17 protein-coding genes and 4 pseudogenes are annotated in these 20,190 nt (G+C 70.2%); 6 read left to right on the plus strand and 15 right to left on the minus strand.

Features of this window, described 5'->3' with window-relative positions; genetic code table 11:
* Positions 1-159: 159 nt before the first annotated feature.
* Together OOK07_RS00790 and OOK07_RS00795 are read right to left on the minus strand one after the other, a co-directional pair.
* Entirely contained in the window at positions 160-624 is a 465-nt protein-coding gene (locus OOK07_RS00790) for a hypothetical protein (RefSeq protein WP_266794656.1), read from the minus strand.
* A gap of 114 nt (positions 625-738) precedes the next feature.
* A pseudogene (locus tag OOK07_RS00795) lies at positions 739-887 on the minus strand (IS5/IS1182 family transposase); the annotation flags it as partial.
* 217 nt (positions 888-1,104) lie between these two features.
* Between OOK07_RS00795 and OOK07_RS00800 the strand changes: the two are divergent.
* Positions 1,105-1,260, plus strand: a complete 156-nt coding sequence (locus tag OOK07_RS00800; RefSeq protein WP_266683248.1) for a DUF6131 family protein — start codon at positions 1,105-1,107, stop codon at positions 1,258-1,260.
* A gap of 242 nt (positions 1,261-1,502) precedes the next feature.
* Here OOK07_RS00800 and rph read toward each other — a convergent pair whose 3' ends face one another.
* On the minus strand, positions 1,503-4,100 hold the full coding sequence (gene rph, locus OOK07_RS00805; protein ID WP_266801853.1) for a rifamycin-inactivating phosphotransferase: 2,598 nt from the start codon (positions 4,098-4,100) through the stop codon (positions 1,503-1,505).
* A 676-nt stretch (positions 4,101-4,776) separates the two neighbouring features.
* Here rph and OOK07_RS00810 point away from each other — a divergent pair.
* Positions 4,777-6,954 (plus strand): ATP-binding SpoIIE family protein phosphatase, encoded by a 2,178-nt coding sequence (locus OOK07_RS00810; RefSeq protein ID WP_266675881.1) that lies wholly within the window; start codon positions 4,777-4,779, stop codon positions 6,952-6,954.
* A 146-nt stretch (positions 6,955-7,100) separates the two neighbouring features.
* Here the strand turns inward: OOK07_RS00810 and OOK07_RS43200 are convergent.
* A pseudogene (locus OOK07_RS43200) lies at positions 7,101-7,229 on the minus strand (RNA-guided endonuclease TnpB family protein); the annotation flags it as partial.
* Between the two features lie 90 nt (positions 7,230-7,319).
* Positions 7,320-8,504, minus strand: a complete 1,185-nt coding sequence (locus OOK07_RS00820; protein ID WP_266794657.1) for a beta-ketoacyl-[acyl-carrier-protein] synthase family protein — start codon at positions 8,502-8,504, stop codon at positions 7,320-7,322.
* 160 nt (positions 8,505-8,664) lie between these two features.
* Here OOK07_RS00820 and OOK07_RS00825 point away from each other — a divergent pair, with 160 nt between their 5' ends.
* Together OOK07_RS00825 and OOK07_RS00830 are read left to right on the plus strand one after the other, a co-directional pair.
* The gene (locus OOK07_RS00825; RefSeq protein ID WP_406311211.1) at positions 8,665-8,910 is read left to right on the plus strand and encodes a hypothetical protein; all 246 of its coding nucleotides are present in this window, start codon (positions 8,665-8,667) and stop codon (positions 8,908-8,910) included.
* Complete coding sequence (locus OOK07_RS00830; protein WP_266802325.1) at positions 8,910-9,164, plus strand: hypothetical protein; 255 nt, start codon at positions 8,910-8,912, stop codon at positions 9,162-9,164. Before OOK07_RS00825 ends, OOK07_RS00830 begins: the two co-directional genes overlap by 1 nt.
* Here the strand turns inward: OOK07_RS00830 and OOK07_RS00835 are convergent.
* The 4 genes from OOK07_RS00835 to OOK07_RS00850 are packed head-to-tail and all read right to left on the minus strand — an operon-like array spanning position 9,125 to position 12,844.
* Positions 9,125-10,600: a glycosyltransferase 87 family protein gene (locus OOK07_RS00835; protein ID WP_266794658.1), complete on the minus strand. Its 1,476-nt coding sequence runs from the start codon at positions 10,598-10,600 to the stop codon at positions 9,125-9,127. The genes OOK07_RS00830 and OOK07_RS00835 overlap by 40 nt on opposite strands.
* Complete coding sequence (locus OOK07_RS00840; RefSeq protein ID WP_266675887.1) at positions 10,597-11,460, minus strand: methyltransferase domain-containing protein; 864 nt, start codon at positions 11,458-11,460, stop codon at positions 10,597-10,599. Before OOK07_RS00840 ends, OOK07_RS00835 begins: the two co-directional genes overlap by 4 nt.
* The gene (locus tag OOK07_RS00845) at positions 11,457-12,113 is read right to left on the minus strand and encodes a TIGR04282 family arsenosugar biosynthesis glycosyltransferase (protein ID WP_266794659.1); all 657 of its coding nucleotides are present in this window, start codon (positions 12,111-12,113) and stop codon (positions 11,457-11,459) included. Before OOK07_RS00845 ends, OOK07_RS00840 begins: the two co-directional genes overlap by 4 nt.
* Positions 12,110-12,844: a glycosyltransferase family 2 protein gene (locus OOK07_RS00850; protein ID WP_406311212.1), complete on the minus strand. Its 735-nt coding sequence runs from the start codon at positions 12,842-12,844 to the stop codon at positions 12,110-12,112. The genes OOK07_RS00845 and OOK07_RS00850 overlap by 4 nt, the downstream gene beginning before the upstream one ends.
* 104 nt (positions 12,845-12,948) lie before the next feature.
* Between OOK07_RS00850 and OOK07_RS00855 the strand changes: the two are divergent.
* Positions 12,949-13,344 (plus strand): annotated as a pseudogene (locus OOK07_RS00855) (response regulator transcription factor); the annotation flags it as partial.
* 168 nt (positions 13,345-13,512) lie between these two features.
* On the opposite strand, the pseudogene OOK07_RS00860 reads toward OOK07_RS00855, so the two are convergent.
* From OOK07_RS00860 to OOK07_RS00885, 6 genes and pseudogenes are all read right to left on the minus strand, one after another.
* A pseudogene (locus OOK07_RS00860) lies at positions 13,513-13,960 on the minus strand (NAD-dependent epimerase/dehydratase family protein); the annotation flags it as partial.
* Positions 13,961-14,017: 57 nt separating this feature from the next.
* Entirely contained in the window at positions 14,018-14,602 is a 585-nt protein-coding gene (locus OOK07_RS00865) for a hypothetical protein (protein WP_266794661.1), read from the minus strand.
* 133 nt (positions 14,603-14,735) lie between these two features.
* Positions 14,736-15,140 (minus strand): hypothetical protein, encoded by a 405-nt coding sequence (locus OOK07_RS00870; protein ID WP_266794662.1) that lies wholly within the window; start codon positions 15,138-15,140, stop codon positions 14,736-14,738.
* Entirely contained in the window at positions 15,137-16,282 is a 1,146-nt protein-coding gene (locus OOK07_RS00875; protein ID WP_266801854.1) for a molybdopterin-dependent oxidoreductase, read from the minus strand. Before OOK07_RS00875 ends, OOK07_RS00870 begins: the two co-directional genes overlap by 4 nt.
* Before the next feature lie 300 nt (positions 16,283-16,582).
* Positions 16,583-17,515, minus strand: coding sequence for a DUF8832 domain-containing protein (locus OOK07_RS00880; RefSeq protein ID WP_266794663.1), 933 nt, complete (start codon positions 17,513-17,515; stop codon positions 16,583-16,585).
* Positions 17,516-17,618: 103 nt separating this feature from the next.
* Positions 17,619-18,071 carry a hypothetical protein gene (locus OOK07_RS00885; protein ID WP_266794664.1) on the minus strand — a complete coding sequence of 151 codons (453 nt, stop codon included), beginning with the start codon at positions 18,069-18,071 and terminating at the stop codon, positions 17,619-17,621.
* A 420-nt stretch (positions 18,072-18,491) separates the two neighbouring features.
* On the opposite strand from OOK07_RS00885, the gene OOK07_RS00890 reads away from it, so the two are divergent.
* Positions 18,492-20,180 carry an IS1182 family transposase gene (locus OOK07_RS00890; RefSeq protein ID WP_266794665.1) on the plus strand — a complete coding sequence of 563 codons (1,689 nt, stop codon included), beginning with the start codon at positions 18,492-18,494 and terminating at the stop codon, positions 20,178-20,180.
* Positions 20,181-20,190: the final 10 nt, after the last annotated feature.

Consider the following 20,190-nt stretch of genomic DNA (forward strand, 5'->3'; position numbering starts at 1 on the left):
TCGACGGCGCTGCTGGCCTGGGAGCAGGGAACCGGGATAGGCCAACGCAACGAGTTCACCCGGCCGGCAACGTTCTCCCCGGTCCGGGATGCCTGATGTTTCACGCGAGTTGTGACTGCGGCAGGCGACCCCGCCACGAGTGGCGGGGTCCGCCTCGCCTCAGATCCGCCCGCCGGTCAGACGGGTGATCGGACCATGCGTGCGGCGGCCCGCACGGCGGCCCGCCAGATATGACGTGGCACCCAATGCTGACACGCCCGCCCCCACGCCGGCGGCGAGGAACTTGCGGTTCGCGATCAACGTCCATGCCGTCTTGGCGAAGGCCACGGCCTGCCCCGAAGCGGCGATGACGGCCTGGCGGCCGGCTTGGACACGCTCGGCCGCGCTGTGCACGACGGCACTGGTCGTCCCGGCCGTACGCTCGGCCGTGTCCACGGCTGCCGACGTCACGTCGTCGGTCTTCCCGGCTGCCTTGTCTGCCGCCTGCGATGCGGGAGCAGTCGCCTTCGCTGTGGCCCGCCGGGCCTTGGAAGATGCGCTCCGCTTGGATACGGAATCTTGATTCGTGCCGCTGTTCGATTGATTCATGGACTTCGCGTTGCCGCTCGCGTCAACGGCAAACACATGCCTGACAGGACGGCGTACGCAGGGCTCTGGCCGACCAGTGCACGATCCCCGGTCGGCCCCTGAGCCCCACAGGCCACCTGTAGGTCGATACCGTCATCGGACGCGGAAGCGCGGGCGTCCGAGAGGTGTCGTCACCCACGAAGCGGCTCCCGTGGGGACGCGGTCGGCGAGGATCGGGACGCCCTCGCGTACGCAGATCCGGATGATCTGGAGGATCCGGTGAGTGCGGCGGCGGCCAGATCGTGGGCACGGCCGCGCAGACCTACCCAGTGAGCCCGCAGGGCGACACCGATCTCAGGACTGCGGCCCGACGCCGGGAACGAAACTTCCTCGCCGAGCAGCCCTCGGGATCCATGATCGACCAGCATCTGCGGCAAGGCTGCCATGCCCCCTCCCAGGAGCCCGACGTTTCGGTAGTTGAACACCGTCTTGCGGGTACCCGAACGGCACGAGCAGTCCCTGCTGTTGGAGGCCACAATGATCGCTCTCGGTCTAATCCTTCTAATCGTCGGCTTTATCACCGGCGTCTCGATCCTGTGGACCATCGGGATCATTCTTCTGGTGATCGGCGCACTTCTGTGGGTCATGGGATCCATGGGTCACGCCGTCGCCGGGCGTCGACACTATTGGTGAGGTGAAGGCGACATCTGGTCGGCCACCGCGCCGACCGGATGGTCTGCCCCGATCTGGTCGACGATCCCGGTTCCATGCCCTGCGAACAGCAGGGGCCACACCACCGGCCTGCGAGAAGGCCCGGTGGAAGCAGCCCACCAGTGCCGGATCGATCCGGTAGGCACGGACGGGGGGTACGGAGTCATCCAGCCCGGACAGCTTGCTCTTGCTGTCCGGGCTGGACGGGTCGCTGGCGCGGTCGGTCAGGGCATGATCTCGACGTACCCGCCGGTTCCGTGTACGCGGATCCGCTGCCCGTCCCGGATCAGGCGGGTGGCCTGCTCCACCCCTACGACGGCCGGCAAGCCGTACTCCCGCGCGATCACCGCGCCATGGGTCATCAGGCCGCCCACCTCCGTCACCAGGCCCGCGATTCCCACGAACAGCGGCGACCAGCTGGGGTCCGTGAAGGTCGTGACCAGGATGTCGCCGGCTTCAAGATCGGCGTCCGCCATGTCGAGGATGACGCGGGCCCTTCCCTCGATGGTCCCGGCGGAGACCGCTAGGCCGATCAGGGCGCCGTCCGGCACGTCGTCCCGCCGGTACGCCCCGGTGACGGCCTCACCATCCGAGGTGAGCACCCGGGGCGGTGTGAGCGCGTGGTACGACCGGAACGCGTCCTTGCGCTGCTGGATGAGCCGGCCGTCCACCTGGTTCGAGCGCACGACGTCGTGGAGTTCCTGGAACGTGAGGTAGAAGATGTCCTCCTTCTCAGGAAGCACCTTGCCCTGCACGAGGCGCTCGGCCTCGGCCAGCAGGGCCTGCTTGTAGACGAAGTAGCGGCTGACGATGCCGTACTTCGGGTACTCCCGGTACCCGATGAAGGTCCGGACCCGGTCGATCATCCGCTTGGTCTCGTCGGCTTTCCGGTCCCCGTCCGGCAGGGCCCGCAAGCGCGACAGCACGTCCTGTTCCTTCTTCTGTGCCTTTTGCCTCCCCTGCTCGAAGCGCCGCTCGGCGGCGCCCGGTTCGAAGTTCCTCACGTTGTCGAGGATCACGGGCACGAGTGTGGTGGGGCGCTCACGCCAACGTGGTCTCGTGATGTCGATCTCGCCGACGCAGCGCATGCCGTACCGGTCGAGGTAGGCCTCGATGGCTTCGCGCGCTTCGGTCCCGCCCGCGAGCTTGGCCAGCTCGTCCAGGAAGCCCTCGTCCTCGACGCCCTGCAGGAACTCAACTACCTCCGGATACGGGCGGATCACGTCCGCGACGTCGAGCAGCGCCAGTCCCATCTCCGACGTGACGTTGTCGGGCGCGGACAGTGTGAGCGTGTCGGCCGCGTTCTTCTCCCCCAGCCACTCCTGCAGCTTGTCGTTGAGCCACCACGTGGCGTCCATCCCCGCCATGATCGCCTGAATGCTCAGCGGATCGCTGAGGACCCGCTTGTGCTCCTCGACGGCCTCCAGCAGGAAGTCGAACAGCGCAGGGCCCCTCTTGGTCCGAATGTCGCGCTCCAGCGAGGCGATGGACACTTTGCTGCGCTCGATCAGCTCGGTGACGATGGCCGGATCGGTTTCGATCGGGGCGGGCGCGGTGCCGGCCGGTGTCCGGCCGGGGCCCGCGTCCGGCAGCGACGGGACGAAATCGTCGCGGTCGAGGACGGTCTCCAGAGCGTCCCTGATCAGTGGATCGCCTCTCCCCACGGCGTCCAGGAGGCCTGCGCGGCTCGCGGGCGAGGCCAGGCGCCGGGTGACGTCGACGAACAGCCTCCCGCCGGCCTCGTGCATCGGCACCATGGCCGTCAACCGCCACATGGAGAGCCCCAGGGGCTTCATGGGGTCGGTCATCATCTGTCCGTGGCCGACGGAGACGTAGACGTGATTCTCCTGGTCGCCGCTGTCCGGGATGGGGAACAGCGTCGTGATCGGCCGGCTCTGGACGATGTGGAAGACATCGTCGACCAGACACCATTCGATGTCCTGCGGGCGGCCGAAGTGCGCTTCGATCCGACGCCCGAGCTGCACGAGCCGCACGGCCTGCGCATCCGTCAGCGCCGCTTGTTCCTGCTGCTGCGAGTCGATGGCCACTTCCTGTGTGCCACCGGCCGGCAGGGCGTGAACGGCACTCTGTTTGGCGGCGATCGTCCTCGCGACGACTTCGCCCTGTCGCACCGTGAAGACGTCCGGGTTCACCAGTCCGGAGACCAGGGCCTCGCCGAGGCCGAAGCCGGCGTCCACGGTCGCGATCGTTCGGTTGCCCGTGACGGGGTCGGCTGTGAACAGGACGCCCGCCGCATGCGGGAAGACCATCCGCTGCACGACCACAGCCATGAGGACCGTACGGTGGTCGATGCCGTTCCGCTGGCGGTAGGTCACGGCCCGCTCGCTGAACAGCGAGGCCCAGCACCGGCTGACGTGCTGAAGAACCGCTGCCGGCCCCACGACGTTCAGGTACGTGTCCTGCTGCCCGGCAAAGGAGGCCGTCGGCAGATCCTCTGCCGTCGCGCTGGAGCGGACGGCGTAGGCGGCCTGCTCGCCGAACCGGGCGTGAGCGCCCGTGATCGCCGCCACGACATCGCCCGGGACGGGCGTTTCTTCGACGGCCCGGCGAATCTGCGCGCTGAGTGTGCGGATCGACTCCCCGTCGTCCGGGTGCAGACGCGACAGCTGATCGAGCAGATCCCCGATCGACGGCGCTTGCGCCATGACCCGCCGGAAGGCGTCTGTCGTCACGCAAAAGCCGCTTGGAACGCGGATGCCTTCGATCCGCGTCAGCCCGCCCAGGTGCGCGCCCTTGCCGCCGACGACGGCAACCTGCGTCTCGTCGACCTCCTGAAGATCCAGCACGTACTGCTCGATCATCGCGATACCTCCCAGGCAGCCGTGCCCCGATGCAGTGCACTGGCGGAACGAATCTCCGGCGTCTCCAGCTCTGTCGACTCTCTTGCCTTGCACGCCCTCACTTCTGGCTGACTTCTCCGACGATCGGGCGGCGCGCCCCCCGCCCGGAACGCCCCTAACCGCACGGCCAGTCCCTCCACTGGTTCGACGTCGCCGCCTGGCCCGTACATCACGCGCACGTAGTGCTCCCGTTTCCGCAGGTTGTGGCCTCGGCCGACGATTCTGCGCCCCGACCGGGGTCTTGCCGCAAGCCCCCCAGTCCGCTATAACTTGAGCAAGGCAAGGAGAGGTCTCCTTGCCCTTTGTGTTTTCCCGTCCGCTGGATGACAGGCTTTCGCCCTCACACCGGCTGATGCCGACGCCCGGCCGACCCCGCTGGAGCCACACCCCCTCCGCAGCCGACCGCGCGGCGACGGTGAACACGAACTCGCAGCGGGCTCCGCGACGCAGGGTGCGTGCCCGTTACTGTCTGCTCCTGCTCCTGGTGCCTCTGCTCACCCTTGCCCCTTCGGTGAAGACGGCGTGTGTGCTATCCAGGAGGTGTGCGGTAGGGATCTCGGGGCTCCATCGCACGGACTCGGGACTGCCTCTCCGGCGCGCGCCGGAGTCAGCGAGCTGAGTGAGCTGAGTGAGCTGCATGGACCCCACACCGTCCTCTTCGCCTGCTTCACCGTTCGACATGGTCAGCGGTGCCCTGGCGGATTACATCCCCAAGGCCGGAAGCACGGCCGCCCCGGGCCCCGTCGCTTCGCAGAGCGACAGCCCTGCCCGGCGGCCCGTAGAGGACAGCCGGGAGGCCAGAGGTCAGGAACAGATCCTCGGGGCGGTCAACCTCGACCGGGATCTGAGGATCACCAGCTGCAATCTGGATGCCGCCCCGTTCACCGGGGTGAGCGTCACACTGGGGGCCGCCTTCACCGAACTGCTGCCACCAGGTGACGTGCCGACGGTCACGCAGCGGTTGCGGAACGTTGTCGAGACGCGGCAGGCGCACGTTGCCCGGGTCCAGCGCTTGCGGCGGGACGACGGCACGGAACTCGTGGTCTCGATGAGTATCCTGCCGGCCGCAGCACCACAGGGAGGGCTGACAGTCTCCCTGATCGCCATGGCCAGACGGCTGCACCTGTACGCTTCGGCAGCCGCGATCGGGACGTCACTGGACATCGGCGAGACCGCGCAGTCCCTGGCCCAGTCCCTGCTGGCATGGGGGGACGTGGCGGCCGTCGACCTCGACTTCGCCGTCTGGACGGGCGAAGCCGTCACCGAGCAGGCGCACGAGCGCATCCGGCTGCGGCGGGCAGCCCTGGTGCCGGAGCGTGCCTGGCCCGAGGGATACCTGACGTGCGGGGACAACCTTCCCCGCGAAGCCAGCCGTCTGCTGGTCGGTGCGGTCACGCGCGACGACGTGCCGCAGGCCATCGTCATTCCCGACCGTGAGGCGATCGAGCGGGTACTCGGCGATGCCAGGCTGGTGCGCGCTTTGGTACCCGGCAACCGGCCGGCGAGTGTGGCCTGCATACCGCTGGTCGTGGAGGGACCGGAAGGCACAGCGGGACCCATCGTGCTGGGCGTGACGGAAGTCTGGCGACGGCCGGAGCGCCCGTTCCGTGACAGCGAACTGCTCGACCTGCAAGAACTCGTGGCCAAGACCGCCCGGCACGTGGACCTGGCCCGCCAGCATCAGCGCGAGCACGCCCAGGTACTGGCATTGCAGCGCCGGCTGCTGCCGCGGGCCGGCAGCGACACCATCGAGGTCGCCAGCGTCTATCTGCCCACCACCCCTGACAGTGCGGGCGTCGGCGGAGACTGGGTGAACAGCTTTCCGCTGCCCGGCGACCGGACCGCGCTGGTGGTCGGCGACGTCGTAGGGCATGGCCTGGGGGCCGCGGCGGCCATGGGCCAGCTGAGCATGGAGGCCCGTGCGCTGCTGTCCGCGGGGCTGGGCCCAGGAGAGGTACTGGAGCGTCTGGACGAGACGGTCACGCTCCTGGACGACACGGACGCGGGCCTCGCGGCCGGCTACAGCGCGCTGGGCTCGACGTGCTGCATCGCGGTCTACGATCCCGTCGACCACCGGGTCACGATGTCCAACGCCGGCCACCTGCCTCCCATCCTCGTCCGTCCTGACGGCTCCGCCACCACCATCACGGGGCAGCCGCACCCGGGCCTGGGAGCTGAGTTCGCCGTACGGGAGCCGTTCGACGTGCAAGAGTTCGCCGCACCACCCGGCTCGCTCCTCGCCCTCTACACCGATGGTCTGGTGGAAGACCCCGTGGCCTCCCTCGACGAGGGCATCAGCAGGCTCACGGACGTGGTGCGTGAGGTGCATCCCTGGGACGATCTGCAGCGGACCGCGCGCCGCGTGGTCGCCGATCTGGCCCCGCAGGGACGCCTGCGCGACGACGTGACCCTGCTGCTCGCCCGCATGACCGGCCGGCGCAGCCGGGACACCGCGACCTGGCAGCTACCCGCCCGCGACGACACCGCCGCCCGCGCCCGCACCCTGGCCTCTGCTGCCCTGAGGCGGTGGCACACCAGCGACCAGGCCCAGGACAGTGCGCTGCTGGTGATCAGCGAACTGGTCACCAACGCCGTCCTGTTCAGCACCGGGCCGGTCAGAGTGCGGCTGGTAAGAGCCGGGGGCCGCCTCATATGCGAGGTCGGCGACACCGGCAACGGCCGACCACGTCTGCGCCGCGGCCAGGTACTCGACGACAGCGGGCGCGGCCTGCACATCATCCACAAACTCAGCACACGCTGGGGGGTGCGGTGGACCAACGCCGGCAAAGCCGTCTGGGCGGAACTGGAACTGTGATGCCTGATGTGACTCCTCCCCGTCCTGAACGACGGGGCTTTTCGGCATGCCGGGTCGGCGTTGCGACGGACCAGCCCGGCCCGTAATACGTTGGTGGCTCCCACTGTGTCGGCGTGCGCGGTGTGGCCGCATGCGAGGCAGTGGAACTTCTCCTGGGTGGGCCGGTTCCCGTTGGCGGTGCGCCCGCGTTCGGAGCATTCGCGGGAGGGGTTGCGGGGGTCCACGACGATCACTTCCCACCCGGCGCTTTCAGCCCGGCTGCAGATCAGGAACACCCGCAACCGGCGTCATCGATCGACTTGTTTCGACGGATGCCGGTAGGCGTCACGCCGCAGTTCTCGTGAACGCCGCCGAGGAAACGTGAGTCAAAGCCACTCCCCCTCCAGGGCCGTGGCCGTCAGCCCGGGCGCGGCTGCGTACAGCACGGTGCGGCTGCCTGTTTTCTGGCCGGCGTCGTGCGCGCGCCGCAGTATGTCGAGTACGGCAGCGCCACCGCGGTTGCCGGTGGTGTAGCCGGCCCGGCTGTACGCCAGAAGCCCCTCGGGCCACCCCTCGGGCATCGTCTGTTCCATGTACTCCAGCACCCGGGTCCCTCCGGGATGGGCGAGCAGCAGATCGGGATGCCACGGGTGTTCGTCGTCCTGGTGGCGTGTGCTCAGCCACTTCCACATCGCGGCAACCGTCTCCTGGACGGCGCGCGGCCCCCGGCGGTCCATCACGAAATGTGTGCCGTCGGCCCGAGTGTCCAGCCAGTGCAGGTCTGCGGTTTTGGGCAGGGTGTGGTGCCAGGCCGCGTCCAGCCGCAGGACCGACTCCGCCCTGGGGCGGCCGGTGACCACCACGGCAACGGCGGTGTCCGCGAACAGCAACCGGACGATGAGGGATTCCAGCGTGTCGTCGGCGGGCTGGTAGGTGGTGCTGAGCGCCTCCGATATGACCACCAGCACCACCCGGTCGGGGTCCACGGCGACCAGGTCGGCCGCCAGCGCCAAGGATCGGGTTCCGGCGATGCAGGCCCATTGACTGGCCGGCAGCAGCAGTACGTCGCTACGCAGCGGGAGGCGGTTGAACAGGGAGAGGTCCAGCCCCGGCAGGGCGGGGGTGGTGGAGTGACTGGTGATCAGACAGTCCACGTCGGAGGTGTGCAGCCCGGCTGTCTCGAGGGCTTCGCGGGCTGCGCGCTCCCCGTACGACTGCACAGCCGCCCAGGCCGGCGCGGTGCGCTCCTGGATGGTCTGGGGCGCTGGTATCTCCTCCAGCGCAGCGATCGCCCGGTCCACCTCCTGGTCGCTGAACCCACCACGGGCCAGAGCTTCACGGGCCGGACCAACGCCCGGAGTTCGCAAGCCGCTCTCCCTGCTGGGCGCGACGGCTGACTCCAACGGCAGCATCCATCCGCGGGAGGCGATTCCCGTGCTCTCGGCGATGCCGTCAATCCGGGCCAGCCACGGGGCCTGCGGATGTCGATTACGCACTTCGGCCAGGATGTCGCCGGTTTTCACGGCGTGTTCGCCGTGTACCACGGCGGGAGGACACAGGTAGGCGCCCACAATACGCCCCTTTCTCCGCGAATCTTGACGGCGCAAAGTGGCCGTAACCTGCCCAAATCGGCAGAGTGTGGCCAAGGTGCCGCTGTAGCACTCTACTTCGCATCCGGCCGCCAAATGGCTGAATTTTTGGTCTCTTCGCCCTGCGCGCCAACTCCTCGGCATGGTATGTGATCGCGGTCACCGCGCCGCCGCGGCCGACGTGTCTCTGACGGATCCGACGACGGGCGCCGTCTACGGCGAGATCGAGAGGCTCGCCCCGGGCACGGTCCGCCCGTTGCGGGAGACCCTGGGCAACGGCTCGTACGCCTTCGAGCGCCTGCCCGACGACACGGATGCCTCACCGGCCCCACCGTGCGGATCACAAGCGGCGGCGCGGTACGGAGCGGGCCTGCCGCCGTCCTGCTGATGGTCCTAGAACTCGACCGTCTGGCATCCTCGGCCGCCGCGCACCTCTGTCTGGATGCCGCAGGCGCGGCGACCGCCAACGGCACCGAGCTGATCCTGTGGACCTGCAACGGCCAGGACCATCAGGAGCTGGCCCTGATCGACGTCGTAGTCCTGTCCGCGGCCGGCAGTTCGGGCCGGCTTCCGCGGTTCCCGAGGGCAAACGTGGTGCACCGTCAGATCCGCTGGTCGCCGGGCGACCGGTTGACGCCGTAGCACTGCAGGATGCGGCGTACCCCGCCAGAGCGCAGACACGCTCCAGCCGTGATCACGATCACAGCGGTGCCGTAGGCCCATGCCTGGAGGGGGAAGCCGGGCAGGAGGCGGCCGGCGAGGTAGAGGGCGGTGCCGGCGAGGGTGACGGTCAGCCATTCCCAGCGGCCGTCCATGGCCACGAGCGCGACCACCAGCAGGGAGTACCAGGGGTAGCTCGGGGAGAAGAGGAGCAGGGCGGTACCGGTGAGCAGCAGGGCGCCGCGCCAGGGGCGGGCCGGGTCCCCGCGCCACCACACGTACAGGCCGATCAACGCGAGCAGGGCGGCCGCTGTCATGCCTGCGGCGACGTCTGGCAGCAGTAGCCTCAGCAGGGCGAAGCGGCGTACGTGGCCGGGTTCATAGCCCTCCTCGTGAAGATAGCCGGGCAGGTAGCCGAGGACCCCCGTGCCGGAGGCCGCGACGTAGGGCAGGTAGGCGAGGGCGACGGCGGCGACGGAGGCCACGACGACGCGCAGGACGCGGGCCGGGCCGCGCTGTCCCGACAGGGCGCCGGGCAGGACGAGCAGAGGCAGGAGTTTGACGGCGATCGCCGCGCCGAGCAGCGTGCCGCGGCGGGTCCCCGCGGTGGCGGTGCCGAGTGCGAGGACGACGAACAGGACGCCGAGGGTGTCGATATGGGCGTTGTTGACCGCTTCCAGAGCGACGGCGGGGCACCAGGCCCACAACGCGGCCCGGGCCGGGGCCCGCTGCGGGTCACCGCGACGACGCAGGACGCGGAGCAGGGCGAGGGTCGTGCCGAGGGCCAGGACGGCGCCGCCCACCTGGAGCGGCTTGTGGTGGCTGTCCGGCGGGGACAGCGTGTGAACGGCGAGGTACCAGCCCTCGGCGACCGGGGGATAGATGGTGGGGACGGTAGGCCGGTTGATACGGACGCAGAGGCCACTGCCGGTGTGGGTGAGCCCCCACCCCTTGCAGGCTTGTTGTGTGGGGAACAGCCAGTGGTCCCGCAGGTGGGCGAGCTCGGGTGCGGCGGGCGGGTAGGCGTACGGGGAGATTCCGGCGGCCTGGACGCGGCCGTCCCAGGCATAGCGGTACATGTCGTTGCTGGTGCGCGGCTGCGCGGTGAGCCCGGCCAGGGCGACCGCGGCCGAACCGACGAGCACAAGGACAGTCGCGGCCCCGGCCGGAACCTTGCGTACGGTCCACACCGCCGCGGCGAACAGGGTCCAGGCGACGGCGTATCCGGCCAGCAGCCGGCCGGGGGCGCTGTGATTGTCGCCTGCCTGGAGGGTGTCGACGACAACGGCGGTCAGGGCTGTGAGAAGGACCGCGGTCACGGCGATGCGGAAGCGGGTCCTCTGTGCGGTGGGACGCGGAGAAGGGGGTACGGCGGAGTGACCCGAGTCCTGCCGGTGCGCGGTGGCGGTGTCGGTCATGGGCGGTCCGGCCCTCCGCGGCGCATGGGACCTGTGGCGTCGAACGCCGCGTTCGGGCGCCGGAGTTCCAGAAAGGGACGGTCGTCGGTCGTCCACCGGCCGGTGAGGATCCATCCGGTGGCGTAGGCGGCGCGCAGCAGGGCGTCAGTGCCGACACGTGCCCAGGGAAAGGGACGGCCGTGGCGGCCGTGGGCGTCCTCGACGCGGACGGTGAGGCGTTCGTCCACCTCCTGCGGGTCTGCTTCGGCCAGCAGGCAGCCACCGGGGCGGAGCAGGTCATACAGACGGGCGAGCAGCGCCACCGGATTGCCCCCGATGCCGATGTTGCCGTCCATCAACAAGGCCGTGCCCCAGCGCCCTTCACTGGGCAGCCGGTCGAAGACGGACCGCCGCAGGGCGGCTCCGCCTTGGCGGCGGGTCCGGGTGACGGCGGCGGGACTGACGTCCACTCCGAGCGCCGGCATGCCCCGGGCGGCCAGAGCGGCCACCAGGCGTCCCGGTCCGCAGCCGACGTCCAGGACGGGTCCGGTGCAGCGGTGCAGTACGCCCGTGTCGGCGTCGCCGGGCGCGGCGCAGAAGCGCTCCACGTCCAGCGGCAGCAGTTCGCCCGTCCCACCGGTATGCGGTGTCATGCGGCGCAGGTACAGCGGGCCGCGGCCGGTGCGCAGGGCACGGCTGTACGGGTCGTTCGTCCAGGGCTCGTCCGGATCGACGAGGGTGAGGCGCGTGGGGTGGTGCCCAGGTGCTTGGAGCTGGGAAGGCAGGGCGACGTGCGGGAGGTCGTCTCCCGGCCCGGTGCGCTCAACCGCCTCGGTGCGCGAAGCGAACACGGTGCGCGCCTCGTGCGCCGTGCCGCTCATCGGACGGTCCCCGCGAGGGAGGCCAGGGCGGCGGCGAAACGGGATCCGGGCGGACAGCAGGTGACCACCGCGGCCGCGTCAGCCGCAGTGTCCACGTCCCGCAGGAGGGGCAGCTCACCGATCGTCAGCCCCGCCTCCTCAAGCCTGCGTCGCTGAACGGTTCCGGTCCGGTCGGTGGACATCGGGACGCCCCGCACGCAGGCCCCGGCGCGGGTCGCGTCGGCGAAGCCCAGGGCCCAGAATCCGCCGTCGGCGGCCGGGCCGAACCAGGCGTCGTGCCCGTCGCGGCCGACATCGGCCAGCAGTTCCGGGGTGAGCTGCGGAGTGTCCATGCCGACCAGCAACGCCGAGCCGCTGTCGCAGAGTTCGAAGGCGGCGGCGATCCGCTCGTCGAGATCGCCGTACACCTGGGGCACGACCTCGAAGCCGGGCGGCAGCCAGGGGCCGGGAGTTCCGTCGAGGACGAGGATCCGGCGCCGGGCAGGGACCTGGAGCATCGTGTGGAGCGTGTCGGTCAGAGCGGCCTCAGCCAGGGCGGCTGCCTCCTGGGGGGTGTGGGGCGGGGTGAGACGGGTCTTGACCCGCCCGGGCACGGGCTCCTTCGCGATGACCAGCAGGGTGGCCGGACTCACGGTCAGAGGAGGGGCATTCATCGGGCGCCTCCGTCGATGCCGGCGCCGACGACGGCAGCAGTAGCAGTAGCCGACTGCTCGGCGAGGACCGTTCGCATGTCGCGTACGGCCTGCCAGCTGCCGCGCCAGGTGCCGGTGACCTTCGAACGGCCCGTACGAGGCAGGTACGGGACGTCGGTCTCCACCACCCGCCAGCCGTCGTCGGCGGCACGAACCACCATCTGCAGTGGATAGCCGGAGCGCCGGTCCGTCAGGCCCAGGGCCAGCAGCGCCTCCCGGCGGGCGGCGCGCATCGGGCCCAGGTCGCGCAGGTCCAGGCTGGTGCGACGGCGGACGAGTCGGGCCAACTCCAGGTTGGCCACCCGGGCATGGACGGGCCAGGCGCCGCGGACGGTGGGCCGACGGCGGCCCATGACCAGATCCGCGGTTCCGTCGAGGACAGGGCCGGCGACGGTCGGCAACAGTCCGGGGTCGAGGGAGGCGTCGCAGTCGCAGAAGCAGACGACGTCGGCGGTGGCGGCGGTAAGGCCCGCGTGGCAGGCGGCGCCGAAGCCGCGACGCGGCTCGTGGACCACGTGCGCATCCAGGTCGCGGGCGATGTCCGGGGAACCATCGGTGGAACCGTTGTCTACGACAATTGCCCGCCAGCCGGGCGGGATCCGCTCCAGCACCCACGGCAGGGCCTCGGCCTCGTCGAGGCAGGGCAGCACGACGTCCACAGAAGAGGGGGGTGTCTTGATCACCCCACTCACCCTACGGACGCAAAAAGGACACAAGGGACTCCGTGTCCTTACGGATCGCTGACGTCGCTGACAGCCTCCGGCCGCGGCGGTCTCCTGGTGTGAGCCTCGGCCGGGTGGAACCCGTACTCGTCGTGGACGACGATCCGACCGTCCCGGAGGTCGTCACGGGACATCTGGGCCGGGCGGGCTTCGCCCTCGACGTGGCCGCCGACGGACCGACCGCCGTGGCCCGGGCCACCTGCCGGCAGCCGACCTGGTGGTGCTGGATCTGATGCTGCCCGGCATGGACGGGCCGGAGGTCTGCCGGCGCATCCGCACGGCCGGACCGCTCCCGGTGATCATGCTGACCGCGCGCGGCGACGAGGAGGAGGAGGAGGAGGAGGAGGAGGAGGAGGAGGAGGAGGAGGAGGACCGCGTCCTCGGCCTGGAGGTCGGACCCGGACGACTGTGTCACCAAGCCGTTCAGCCCCCGGGAACTGGTGTTGCGGGTGGAGTCCGTGCTCCGCCGTCGGTAAAGGGGACCGTCCCGGTAGTGATGCCGGGCCGGTCCCCGCCACTGGCACGGCGGGCGAACGGCTCAGCCCGCCCGCAGGGGCGCCGCCGCGAACTCCGCCAGGCCTTCCGCGAAGGGGATCTCCGCCTTCCAGCCCAGCTCGTCACGCAGCCACTGCGAGGAGGGGCTCGAAGCCTCCGGCCTCCAGGTCCGCCTCCCGGCGCGGGCCGGGCCTCACGACGACGTGCCGTGAGCACTCGTAACGTCCCTCGCCGTAGACCACCATCGAACTCGCCAACACCAGGCGCCGCACGCCGACTTCGGCCACACCGGCCAGGAGCACGGCGGTGCCGAGGTCGTTGCAGCCACATAGTCCGGGGCGTCGGCGAAGTCCTTGCCGAGACCGGCCATCGCGGCCCGGTGGCACACGGCGCCGACACCCCGCAGGGCATCGGCCACGGCCTCTCCGTCGCGGACTTCGACGTGCCGCCAGCCCACGCCGTCGGGGATCTCGGGGGACGTGCGGTGTGCGGCGGGCAGCAGCGCGACGAGGACGCGCACGTCGTGCCCGGCGCCGAAAGGGAGGTGACGATGTGCGAGCCGAGGAAACCCGCACCTCCAGTGACCAGGATCGCAGCCCTCGACCGTAGGGCCGTGCACCCGGCGGCGGGCCGTTCGGCGAGCGGAGGTCAGGAGTTCGTAAGCCCTCGGGGATGTCGCGCGTCCTTGGCGGGCCGGGACGCCGCGACCGCGAGAAGGGCGAAGGCCACAGCAAAGCCGATCATGGTGAACACGCCCTTGGGCCAGAAGATGTGGCTGTCGACGAACGACCAGCAGGCGGCGAACAGGACGGCGGCACCCGGCAGTACGCGCGGGCCATGCCGCCGCCAGAGCACCGCGCACGTGGCGAGCGAAGCCACGGCGAGCCCGTACACCCCGGCCCGGCCCAACTCGTCGCCGGTGGCGAACAGTCGTCCGGCCGCCCCGTGGACACCATGGTCCACCACGGTGCCGGCGGAGATGCCGGCCACTGCGTCCAGGCCGGTGTAGTACGCGGCGAAACAGAGACATCCCGCCCAGGCAAGCACCGTCAAAACGCTCTCTGCGCCAGGACGTGGCCTGCCCCACAGAGGGACCAGCAATCCGAGCACGAGCAGCGGGAAGACAGGCAGCAGAACAACGTGCAGCCCCGCCCAGTGGCCGGCCGTCGCCGCTGTCAGGTGCCGGGGATGGACCAGTCCGGCGACGGCCAGGACCAGGGGAACGACGGTCATCAACGCCATCTTGGGCAAGGTACGGGAGGATCGCATCCGGTCACGCTAGGCGGCCGCCGACCGGTCTGATGTCCCCGTCCGCAACGCGTAAGACACCCGTAAGACAGTTCGTCCGCCGGCCGGAGGAAAGGCGTCACGCATCAGGCCGTCGGCGTCGGCGTCCGAGCGCCCGTACGGCCGACCAGGTCGCCGTCATCGTGGCCACCGCCGCCAGCGCGATCAGGTAGTTGCGCGGGTAATCCAGCGGCAGCACCGACGAGTTGGCCGTCCTGCCCGGCCGTAGGAGCACGGGCAGGGCCACAGCGGACAGCACCCCCACGACCAGGAGGGCCCCGCGGACCGGACCGCGCACACCGCCACGCACCAGCAGCAGTCCGGCCAACAGCACGACCGGGGCGATCACCACATCGTGCAGGACGACCGCCCCGCCCAGCCACACCAGCACATCCGACACATCGCGGACATCCATCAGAAGGAACGCCCCGACGCCCATGAGCGCCACACCGGCCGCGCCCGCCGTCACGCGAAAAGCCCTCATGCCAACACCTCCAGTCGGCCGACCCACTTGGTCTGCAGCACACCCGGCCGATTTGGGGCTATGAGCCGCGCCGGAAAACCGTGATCGGGGGCGAGTTCCTCGCCGTTCAGCCGCAGGGCGAGCAGCGTCAGCGGATCCCGAGCATGGTGGTGCCCCATCTCCGACACCCGGTAACCGCCCCTCAGCTGCAACGACACCACCCGCACACGCGCCTGCGCCGGCGCGCCCGCACGCTCCAGCAGGTCCACGACACGTACACCGGTCCAGCGCGCCGACTTGCTCCAGCCCTCCACGCACGCGATCGGCAGCTCGACCTCATGCTGTGGCAGAGCGCGCAGCTCGTCCAGGGTCAGGGTGTACGGCCGCGGGCCAGTCACCACCAACCGGTAATCCTCGGCGCCGATCCGGCCGACTCCGGCCGCGACGGCAGTCCGGTTGACCGGCAGGGACTGCGGCCCATGGTCCGGGTGACGGGGCGCGAACAGGAGGAAGTTCTTGAGCGGGGTGAACGACTGACCCACGGTGGTGAGCGTGACGGCCCCGACCGCCGCACCCACCGCGGCCAGCAGCGACCGCCGGTCGGGGCCTTCCTGCGCGGGCAGGGCCAGCGACCCGGGCGACCGACGGGTCCAATGCGCCCTGATCTCCGGTGCCTTGACGGCGATGTGCAGCACCAGGGCCCCGACCACCAGCCACGCCACCGCGTAGTGCACCGGCACGAACGAGAACGGCCAGGGGTACCACTGGGCCGTGTTGAGCAGTCCGGTCGCCAACTCGAAGACAGCGCCTGCCACCAGCACCGCGACCGACAGCCGCTCCAGTGCATGCTTGACCGACCGCACAGGCGGCCACTCGAACAGCCGCGGATACACCGTCCACAGCTTCACCAGCAGCAACGGCACCGCCGCGATCCCGGAGGCGACGTGGAGTCCCTGGGTGAGCCGATATCCCCAGGCAGGACGGCTCGGAATGCTGTTGGCCAGCCACCCCGGCGGATGCTGCATGAAGTGACTGACCAACCCGGTGACGAAGCACACGGCGAACGCCGGCCCCAACCAGCGGCCGATCGAGGTAGCCGTACGGGCATCATGCAATCCGCCCCTGAACACCGGCCGAGAGACACGCAGTTTCATGTCCTCCATCCCATCCGGCGCCTGGCTCTGGAGGAACAATCGAACTCTTACAGAACAGGGACGCTCGGTCGGCACGGGGCTTGCCGCCGACATCGCGCACACGAGCTATTCGGTGCAAATCCACACCCCTTGCCTACACGCCACGCGACGGCGCGCACGCCTCAGACCACCCCATCTGCTGTGGGTGTGGCTCGCGGTTGCCTTCTCCTGGAGTACGGCCCCGGTTCGCGGACACGCAGACTCGACGGGGGCGCATGTCCGCGAACGGGGTGTCCGGGGCACCACCCATCGGGTGGCGCCCCGGTCGGTTCAGCCGACGCGCAGAGTCAGGGCCGTGGTGTGGAGCTTGCCACCGGTCTGGAACTGCAGGAACAGCCGCCAGTTGCCCGCGGTGGGCAGCTCGGCGTGGAAGGACAGGTCGGGCCCGCCGTGGTCGCCGTCCGCCTCGGTGGTCGGGTGCAGGTGCGCGAACGCGGCGTCGCCCTCGTGGAAGGCGGTCAGGTGGGCATAGGTGTCCAGGTAGGGCTGCAGATCGGTGACCGGCTTGCCGTCCTTGGACACCGAAACGGTCAGCGGGTGCGCCATGCCGGCCATCAACTCGCCCTTGACGCTCACGGTGAACCCGTCTGCCTCCGTACTGCCGGCCGCCGCAGGCAGCGGCGTCTTCGTGGCCTGGCCCGGGACGGTGACGGCGCGGCTGAGTACGAGGTCCTTGCCCTTCCCGGCCCCGCCGTCGGGGGTGAAGGAGGCGAACATGCGCCAGCGCCCGGGGGTGAGGGAGGCGAGATCGGCCGTCCAGGTGCCGTCGGTGGCCATGACCGGGTGGATGTGCTGGAAGCCGGTCAGGTCCGAACGGATGGCGTAGAAGTGCATCCTCTTGGTCTGGTCGACGGCGAAGCCTGTGACCGGCTTGCCGTCCGGCCCGGTCACCGTGAACCGGTACGCGGCCTGCTTGCCGGCTTGGAGCGACTGGTCGGAGGAGGTGAGGCGGTAGCCGCCCTTGTTGTCGGACAGGCCATTGCCGGCGGCCATGTCAGCCATGCCGGGCATGTCACCCATCGACTGCGTCGCGCTCGGCAAGGAGACAGCGGAGGACTTGCCGCCGTGGTCCATGGCGGGCATGGACGAGGAGTCACCGGAGGAGCCGCACGCAGCCAGCGTCAGCGCGAGGGCGGCAGCCGTGCCGGCCGACGCCAGAGCGCGGCGGCGCATGGTGAAACGGGAAGGGGAGAACAAGAACATGGGTCGAATGTCTTTCCGGGCGGGCGCACCACACCGGTGGCGCGCGGGAAGGGCAGGACACGGGGCCGTCCCGGCCGGTGGCCGGGGTTCGGCGCGGTGCCTGTCACGTCCGCGCGATACACACCTGGTTGAGGAGATCTCGTCCGCCGGCCGGTGGCCCGCGGCGCCGTGCCCGGCTGGTGGCAGCCAGCAGAGGGGCCGGCGACCATGCGGCCGGCACCGCGACGGCGGAAGCGGTGAGAAGGGCCGGGGCCGACAACGGGTTGCGTTCCTGCGCGGCCGTGGACAGACACAGCTCGCCGTGCAGCCCCGAGCCATCCGCGGCCTGGGCAACCGAGGCGACCGGGGCGCTCTGCGCGGTGGCCCGCGTCCGGGCCGTGGTCATCGTCGAGACGGCGTGGCTGCCCGGCATGTGGGCGGTCGCGGAGGGCATCGCACCGTGGCAGCCCTCGGCGGCGGTGGCCGGAGCCCCGTGCATCAGAAACAGGCCGAGCAGCAGCGCGCACACGCCGATCAGCCGGGCCATGCCCAGCCGGCTGACCTGTCCACTGCCCACTTCCGTCCCCTTCTGCTTCCGCGGCGCCGTGCGCCTGCGACCGGATTCCGGTCGACGATACCCCTCCTGGGTACCAGCAGGTGCCTGAGCGAGCCGGCTGCCGATGATCAGCGGTTCCCCCCTCGCGTCCTTGTCGATGCCCTGGCCGACGGCTGGCACTTGCACGAGGTGCACGCGTTTGAGGAAGGCGACCTGCCTTACCGCCTGTGGCGGATCGCCGGGGCTTCGGCTTGTCGCCTTCTCGTAACACCCGAGGGTAGGCCCGAGAAGCTCAGCGGGATCGGCCGCGCCCGGTACGGCAGCAGGGCCCGGACCGCGCGTCGCGGACGCTGTTGGTTAATTCGGGCCCGTGCGTGACGTCGGCTCCCAAGACCCGGTTGTGGTCTTGGGAGCCGACGTTGTCGTATGGGGTGGGTGTCGATGTCTATGCAGCCGAAGGGGTCGGGGGAAATCCCGGCGGAGACGGTGCGGGTGGCGCGGGCCGCGTTCCCGAAGGGGAGCCTGGCGATCCGGGTCCGGGACGAGCTGGGGCCGCTGTTCACCGACGAGGAGTTCGCCGATCTGTTCCCGGCGCGGGGGAAGCCCGCCTGGTCACCGGGCCGGCTCGCGCTGGTGCTGGTGTTGCAGTTCGTCGAGGGGCTCACCGACCGGCAGGCCGCCGAGGCGGTGCGGGCGCGGATCGACTTCAAATACGCCCTCGCGCTGGAACTGGCTGATCCTGGCTTCGACTTCTCGGTGCTGTCAGAGTTCCGGGACCGTCTCATCGATGCGGAGGCTGGCAGGCGGGTGCTGGACGGCATCCTGCACGCGGCCCGGGACAAGGGACTGCTCAAGACCGCCGGTCGGGCTCGCACTGACTCCACGCATGTGCAGTCCGCGGCACGGGAGCTGTGCTGGCTGGAGATGGTCGCGGAAACGCTCCGTTCGGCGTTAAACACGCTCGCGCAGGCGGCCCCCGACTGGCTGGTGGAGATCGCCGAGCCCGATTGGTTCCGGCATTACGCCACCCGGGCCGAGGACTCCCGGTTTCCCAAGGCCCACGCCAAACAGGAGGAGGTCGGCCGGCGGATCGGGACGGACGGGACGCGACTGCTTGAGGCCGTCTTCTCGCCCCAGGCACCGGCCGCACTGCGGGAGCTGGAGCAGGTGAAGGTCCTGCGGCAGATGTGGGTCCAGCACTTCCACCTGACCGGGGGCGAGGTGCGGCGGCGGGACCCAAAAGACCGCCCGCCGGGCGCGAAGCGCCTGGTCACGCCCTATGACCCCGAAGCCAGGGGCAGCAAGAAACGCGACATCCTCTGGGACGGATACAAGACCCATCTCACCGAGACCTGCGAGCCGGACACCCCGAATTTGATCACGAACGTGGCCACGACCGACGCCACCGTCCCCGACAGCGTGATGAGCGAGACGATCCACAACGGCCTCACCGAACGGGACTGCCTGCCCGGCGAGCACTGGGTCGACACCGGATATGCCACCGCCGCCCAGATCGCGGCCGCCCGCCGTGAGCACGGCATCGAGTTGCACGGACCGCTGCAAGCCGTCACCGTCGCCCAGGCGAAGAACGGCAGCGGCTACGACCAGGACGCCTTCACCATCGACTGGGACCAGCAGCACGTCACCTGCCCAAACGGAGCCACCAGCACCCAGTGGGCCCTGCGCAGCTCTCAGCAGCAGCTCCCCGTGATCCGGGTCAGGTTCTCCCCGGCCGACTGCCGCCACTGCCCCGCACTGCGGGACTGCGTCAGCTCGCCCAAGGCCGAACGCAGGGAACTCACCCTGCGGCAGCACGACGAGCACCAGACCCTTCAACGCCACCGCGCTCTCCAGCAGACCGACGGCTGGAAGGACCGCTACAAAATCCGCGCCGGAGCCGAAGGCACCATCTCCCAGGCAGTCGGGCGCTGCGGCCTGCGCAGATCCCGCTACCGGGGCCTGGCGAAGACCAGTCTTCAGCACCAACTCACCGGCGCCGCCATCAACCTCGCCCGCATCGACGCCCACCTCACCGAAACACCCCGGGCCCGCACCCGCACCAGCCACTTCGCAGCACTTCGCCCCGCCGACCAGAAGATCGACGGGGCGAAGCAACAGGCCCCGAATTAACCAACAGCGT

It is taken from the genome of Streptomyces sp. NBC_00078, from assembly GCF_026343335.1.
In the GTDB taxonomy this organism is placed as follows: Bacteria; Actinomycetota; Actinomycetes; order Streptomycetales; family Streptomycetaceae; genus Streptomyces.